Source organism: Burkholderia sp. Ac-20353 (assembly GCF_017104785.1).
GTDB lineage: Bacteria > Pseudomonadota > Gammaproteobacteria > Burkholderiales > Burkholderiaceae > Burkholderia.
Genome location: NZ_JAAGPL010000051.1, coordinates 43810 through 50517, shown reverse-complemented (window position 1 = coordinate 50517; position 6708 = coordinate 43810). Strand labels below are relative to the sequence as shown.

Below are 6708 nucleotides of genomic sequence, written 5' to 3'. Positions count from 1 at the left end.
CGGCACGCCGTCCGCCGGCGCGAGCGCCGCCGCGTCGGCACAGGCGACACGCGACGCCGCGAGCGCATCGCCGGCATCATGGACGACGCTCGGCACGCGTGCGTCGGCAAGCGTGCCCGGCACGTCGATCACCACGAACGCCGGCGCGAAGTGGGTCGACTACGACCCGCCGGCAGCCTATCCGAACACGTATACGGCTCCGCTGCAGACGATCGCAATGCCCGACGGCACGCGCCTCGCCGCGTACGTGACGCTGCCAGCCGACAGCGCCGGCCATCCGGTCGCCGGGCACTTCCCGACGGTGCTCGTGCAGACCTCGTACAACGGCGGCGATGCCAGGCTCGAGGGCGGCGCGATCGGTGCGACGCTCGGCGGCGCCGATCCGTATATCGTCAGGCACGGCTATGCGACGGTCGTCGTCGACGTGCGCGGCACCGGGCAGTCGGGCGGGAGCTGGGAGGCGTTCGGCGCAACCGAACAGTCCGACTACGGCCACGTCGTCGACTGGGTCACGCAGCAGCCGTGGAGCAACGGCGCGATCGGCGTATATGGCGTGTCGTACCTCGGGATCACGTCGGTGCTCACGGCCGCGCAGCGGCATCCGGCCGTGAAGGCCGCGTTCCCGGTCGTGCCGATCGGCGATGGCTACCGCGACATCGTGTTCACCGGCGGCCAGACCAACCTGACGTTCATCCCGTTCTGGTTCGGCCTCGTGTCGACGCTCGGCCTGACCGATCCCGCGCTCGTCACCGATCCGGCGACCGGCCTGCCGGCCGTGCTCGCGCATCTGGTCAGCGCGGTGACGACGTTCCAGTTGCCGACGATCCTGAAGGCGGTGCTCGGCGATCCGTCGATCGCATACGACGGCGCATTCTGGGCCACGCGTTCGCCGCTCGAGGTCGACGGCCGGATCGACGTGCCGACCTTCGTCGTCGGCGGGCTGCACGACCTGTTCCAGCGCAGCGAGCCGCTGACCTACGAGACGATCAAGACGCACGCCAACGCGAAGCTGCTGATCGGGCCGTGGACGCACCTGCAGGCGGGGCTCGGCGCGGGCCTGCCGGCCGACGGCGTGCCCGTGCTCGATCACATCGAGCTGCAGTGGTTCGACCAGTACGTGAAGGGCCTCTCGGTTGGCGCCGACGCGTTGCCGAACGTCACGCAGTACGTGACGGGGCTCGGGCACTACGCGAGCGCGACCGACTGGCCGCATCCGCGCGTGCAGGCGGCCGCGTGGTACCTGCATGGCGACCGCAGCCTGAGCACGGCGCTGCCGGCGGCCGGCGAAACGGTGAATCGCGTGCTGCAGACGCCGCTTGGCGGCGCGTGCTCGCTGAGCCTCGACCAGTGGACGGCCGGCCTGACGGGCTACGTGCCGCTGCCGTGCCAGACGGACGACAACCTGGCCGAAGCCGCCGATGTCCGCTTCGAGACCGCGCCGCTCGCCGCCGACATGTACGTGAACGGGCCGATCGAGGCCGACGTGTGGGTCGCGACGACGGCGCTCGATGCCGGCGTGTCGGTGCGGGTCGACGACGTTGCCCCCGACGGCACGGCGACGCCGCTGACCGACGGCCTGCAGACCGCATCGCTGCGGGCGGTCGACGCGACGCGCTCACGCACGGTGAACGGCCTGACGATCCAGCCGTGGCATCCGTTCACGCCCGCATCGGTGCAGCCCGTGTGGCCAGGCGTGCCGATGCAGGTGCCGGTCGAGGTCTTTCCGACGAGCGCGCTGATCGCGCGCGGCCATCGGCTGCGCGTGTCGGTCGGCGCAAGCAACCTGCCGCAGGGCGTGCCGCCGCTGCCGACGCTCGCGCGGTCGCTGGTCGGCGTGCTGTCGGTGTTCAGCGACGCGCAGCATCCGTCGAAGGTGGTGTTGCCGCTCGTGCCGGCGTCGGTGCTGGGCTGACGGGGCGTTCAGTCGGATATCGTGGCGATGACGGGCGGCGGCGGGCGGTGGCCGACGGACCGCCGCCCGCCAGCACGTTCACCCGCGCTTGCGCAGCGGCGTATCCTCGACGAACCATGCGAGCACGAACGCGATCGCGATCACCGACGCCGCCGCGAGATACACGACGTGCAGCGACCCCGAGAACGCGTGCAGATACGCATCGCGTACCGCGTCCGGCAACAGGTGCACGGTGGTGGGGCCGAGCGACGGCGGCAGTTCGGCGCCGGCCGGCAGCGTGCTCGCGAGCCGCGACTGCAGCCCGTTCGAGAACAGCGCGCCGAACGCGGCGACGCCGAGCGAGCCGCCGATCGAGCGGAACAGCGTCGTGCCCGACGTCGCGACGCCCATATGGCGGAACTCGACCGTGTTCTGCACCGCGAGCACGAGCACCGGCATCACCATGCCGAGCCCGATGCCGAGCAGCGCCATATAGCCGTACATCGTGGCGAGCGGCGTGTCGAGCGACAGCGTCGACAGCAGCGCCATCGCGATGCCGCCGACCAGCGTCCCCGCGATCGGGAACACGCGGTACTTGCCGAATCGCGAGATCAGGCGGCCGCTTGCCACCGACATCGCGAGCATCCCGCCCATCATCGGCAGCAGCTGCATTCCGGCCTGCGACGGCGTCGAGCCCTTCACGACCTGCAGGTACAGCGGAATGAACGTGACCGAGCCGAACAGCGCGATGCCGACGACGAAGCCGATCAGGCTGCACAGCACGAACGTGCGGTGGCGGAACAGCTCGAGCGGCATGATCGGTTCCGCGGCGAGCCGCTCCTCGTAGACGAACCCGCCGATCGCGACGAGCCCGAGCGTGAGCGTCATCCACAGCTGCGGCGACGACCACGGCAGCAGCGAGCCGCCTTCGCTCGTGAACAGGATGATGCAGGTGAGGGCGGTTGCGAGGAACGCGGCGCCCATATAGTCGATCCGGTGCTTCACGTGCGCGGTGTGCGGCTTGAACGCGATGCCGAGCACCGCGAGCGCGACGAAACCGAGCGGCAGGTTGATATAGAAGATCCAGCGCCACGACAGGTGCTCGACCAGGAAGCCGCCGAGCAGCGGCCCGATGATCGTCGCGAGGCCGTACACGCCGCCGAACATCCCCTGGTAGCGGCCGCGCTCGTCGGGCGGGATCAGGTCGCCGATCGCGGCCATCGTGACGACCATCAGGCCGCCGCCGCCGAGCCCCTGCAGCGCGCGCAGCAGGATCAGTTGCGTCATGTCCTGCGCGAGTCCGCACAGCACCGAGCCGGCGAGGAACAGCACGATTGCCGCCTGCAGCACGATCTTGCGGCCGTACAGGTCGCCGAGCTTGCCATACAGCGGCAGCACGACGGTGGACGACAGCAGGTAGGCGGTCACGACCCACGACAGCTGGTCGAGCCCGCCGAGCTCGCCGACGATCGTCGGCAGCGCGGTGGACACGATCGTCTGGTCGAGCGCGGACAGCAGCATCACGAGCAGCAGCGCCGCGATGATCAGTCCGACGGGGGCGTCACGGCGCGCGGTGTCGGCGGCAGGCGGATGCGGAAGGGTTTCGGTTGACATGGTTGATATCTGCCGTGGCAGGGAATTGTCCGGAAATATAAAACGACAAAGTTGCCTGGTCAATTTCTGCCGAGCCTCAAATTGTTGCAACCGTAACAGGGCGTAGTAACCGCGCGCCGGACAAGTCAGTCGGCAGGGCTGTTCCAATACGAAAGTATGGGTTTCGTGCGGTCGTTGTGTGACACCATGACAGTGGCGAGAAGAAAGAAGAATGCGCTGGAGACTGCGCTGCGGCCGGGCGCGAACATCGGTGGGGAGGAGAACAAGTGGTGGGGAGACTGCGATCCGGCTCGAATCGGGCCGCCGGGGGGCTCGTCGAGCGGCCTGTGCGCACCGGAGCACCATCGACAGACAACGAGATCGAAATCGCGGGCCGGACCCGGCTGGACGCGATGCCATGCGCGCCCGGCGACACGGTTCGGCTGGGCGACCCGGATGCTGCGTGCGGCGAGCCACCGGTGTTCCTGTTTCCGATCGCGCGCACCGGCGCTTTGCGAGCGCTGCATGAGCAGCGGGACAAGTCGCCGAAACTCCTCTCGGTTGTCGCGCCGATCGGATACGGCAAGACGGTGTTGCTCAGCGTGCACTACTACGAAGGCATGCGCTCGCAGAAGGCATGCTGGTGGTTTTCGCATGACGATCGTGATACGACGATCGACCGCCTGCTGCGATATCTGGAAGCGCGACTCGACGCATCGAGCAGCGAGCACAGCGTGTTCGATGCGCTGCAGTTGATGCATGAAGGCAATGTGCCGCCGGACGACCGGATCGATCGGATCGTCCGCCGAATGCATCACCTGCCCGTGCCTGTCACGTTGTTTATCGATAACGTGAACTATTGCGAGGATCCTGCGCTCACCGACCTGTTGGCCGGCCTGGTCTTTCGCACGCCATCCTGGTTTCGCCTCGTGTTGTCGAGCAGCGAGGCACTGCCGGTGGAAATGGTCCGCTGCAAGCTGGAAGGTCTGGTGGTGGAATTAGGCACGGCCGACCTGGGGCTCGATGCAATCGGGGTGCGCGAAATGTTCGGCGACGCGCTGTGCGCGAAGCTGTCCGGAAAGGCCATCGATAACGTCGTCCGACACACCGAAGGCTGGCCCGCGGCAGTGCGGCTCATGCAGATCCTGCTGGAATCGTCACCGGATCCGGAAACGACCCTGGCCGGCTTTTCCGGCGCGGATCAGGACCTTGCCACCTTGCTCAACTCGCAGGTGCTGAGGGGCTTCGATCCAGGGCTGCGAGCGTTCCTGCTGAAGCTGTCGTTGCTTCGGGATTTCGACGCGTCGCTTGCGGAGGAGGCAACCGGCGACGCCGACGCCGCGGATCATCTTCTCTATCTGTGGAAGCACAACGTGTTTCTGATCCCGGTCGAAGGCCGGCAACGCTTCCGGCTTCACAATCTGTTTCGCGAGTACCTGATGAACCAGGCCGCGCAAGGCATCAGCGTGCATGAACGCCGGGCAATCCTCGCGAGAGCGGCAAAGTGCTGCGAGCGGCAGAAACATTGCGCGGATGCCATCGATTACGCGCTGGCTGCCAGCCAGGCGCCGATGGCCGCCGGGATTCTCGAATACAGCGCTCCCGTGTTCGTCAGGGATCTCGGCTACCTGCATCGTTATCTGGCGTGGGTAGAACAATTGCATGCGCTTGGTGAACACGGCGGTTGGGAGACCGATTGCTGGTACGTTTGGGCGCTTGTGTTCGGTCGACGCTACGAGCTCGCAAGACAGGAAATTGCAAGGTTGATGAAGCGATTGCAGCAGGCTGGGGAAGAGGGTACTGCGAATCGTGCCGATCTCGCGCGCATTGCGCGGCGAATCGACGTCATTCATCTCGCCATCGACGTCTATACGGACCATCTGGCGACGGTAACGGAGCATGCGCGGCGTTGGCTGGCTGTCGCCGAGCGCGACGGGGCGACCATGCTGGACGCACCTTTCGACGTTGCGACGGTCGCGTGCGCGGGCGCCATCCACGATGTCAATGAATGCCGTCTTGCTGACGCGCGATATCTGACTCGCATCGCGTTCGCGAGCATTGCCCAATCGAATAGCGCGTATGGACAAGCTTGGGTCGCCGCTGTGAATGCGCTGATTCCGATGCGCGAAGGGGACTACGCCGCGGCCTATCCGGAATTGACGGAGGCATTGCAGCAGGCCGGCAGGGAACTCGGCAACACGGCGGGCATATGCAGCACCATCGCGTTGCTCGCTGCCAAGTGCGCGATCGAGATGGATCTGCGCGAAGAGGCCGGGCAATTGCTCGACCGTGGGCTTCGCAAGGCGATTTCCCATGGGATCGTCGAAACGACTGCCCATGGCCTCGATGCCGCCGTGAAGATGTGGAGCGGCCAGGATAGTGACAGCATCGGTCTGCCGGCACTCAGGAAAATTGCGTCTGTCTACCCTGCGCGGTTGAGCATGATGCTGTCGTGTTTCATTACGCGACGTCTGCTGCAGCTCGGGAGAATCGACGAGGCGCTGCACGAAGCTGCGACGCTAGGCATCGGGCAGCCGGGCGACACCATGTCGGTATCGGTCGAACATGCTGTCGATGACGCAAGCTTGCGCGACTTGATCGACGCGACCATTTCGGATCTGCTCATCGCATCCGGGAAGTTCAAGCAGGCCGGTGCGCTCATCGGCGAAGAAACCGTCAGGGCCCGGACGGCAGGGCGTAGCGGCCGCCTGGTGGAGCTCGCGCTGAACCAGGCTTTGTTGAGCCACTGCATGCACGACCCGGTGGCGGCTGCACGTCACCTGACGCGTGCGATATCGCTGGCGGCACGGCGCCGGTATCTCAGACCATTTCGCGACCGCATGGATCTGATCGCGGGGCTCGTCAACGATACGCGGCCCAAGGACTGGCCATTCGTCACCGAGGAGGAGCGCCGTTTCTTCACCGACCTCTGCTCCGGGCTGAAGGTGACGGGCAACCCGGTTCTCGAACAAATTCAGGCGCTCGACAGCAATGGCATGGTTGGAGAAACGCCAACCGTGCGCGAACTCGAACTGCTCGGCTTGATCGACGCGGGGCTGTCCAACCAGGAAATTGCTGATCGCCTTTCGTTATCGGTGGCGACCGTCAAGTGGCACCTGTACAACCTCTATACGAAGCTCGGCGTCAAGAATCGGGCGTCCGCGCTGGCGCGGGCACGCTCGCTGAACCTGCTCACGAGGTGACGGGGCTGCGCTGCAATTGCA

General features: G+C 66.3%; 3 protein-coding genes. 2 read left to right on the top strand and 1 reads right to left on the bottom strand.

Annotated features, from left to right (window positions below; translation table 11 throughout):
• The coding region (locus tag G3N94_RS17025) for a CocE/NonD family hydrolase (protein WP_205793756.1) at positions 1-1912 on the top strand (1912 nt) is incomplete at its 5' end.
• A gap of 78 nt (positions 1913-1990) precedes the next feature.
• Here G3N94_RS17025 and G3N94_RS17020 read toward each other — a convergent pair.
• Positions 1991-3505, bottom strand: a complete 1515-nt coding sequence (locus G3N94_RS17020; RefSeq protein ID WP_205793754.1) for an MDR family MFS transporter — start codon at positions 3503-3505, stop codon at positions 1991-1993.
• Between the two features lie 326 nt (positions 3506-3831).
• Here G3N94_RS17020 and G3N94_RS43210 point away from each other — a divergent pair, with 326 nt between their 5' ends.
• On the top strand, positions 3832-6687 hold the full coding sequence (locus tag G3N94_RS43210; protein WP_205793752.1) for a LuxR C-terminal-related transcriptional regulator: 2856 nt from the start codon (positions 3832-3834) through the stop codon (positions 6685-6687).
• Positions 6688-6708 lie beyond the last annotated feature (21 nt).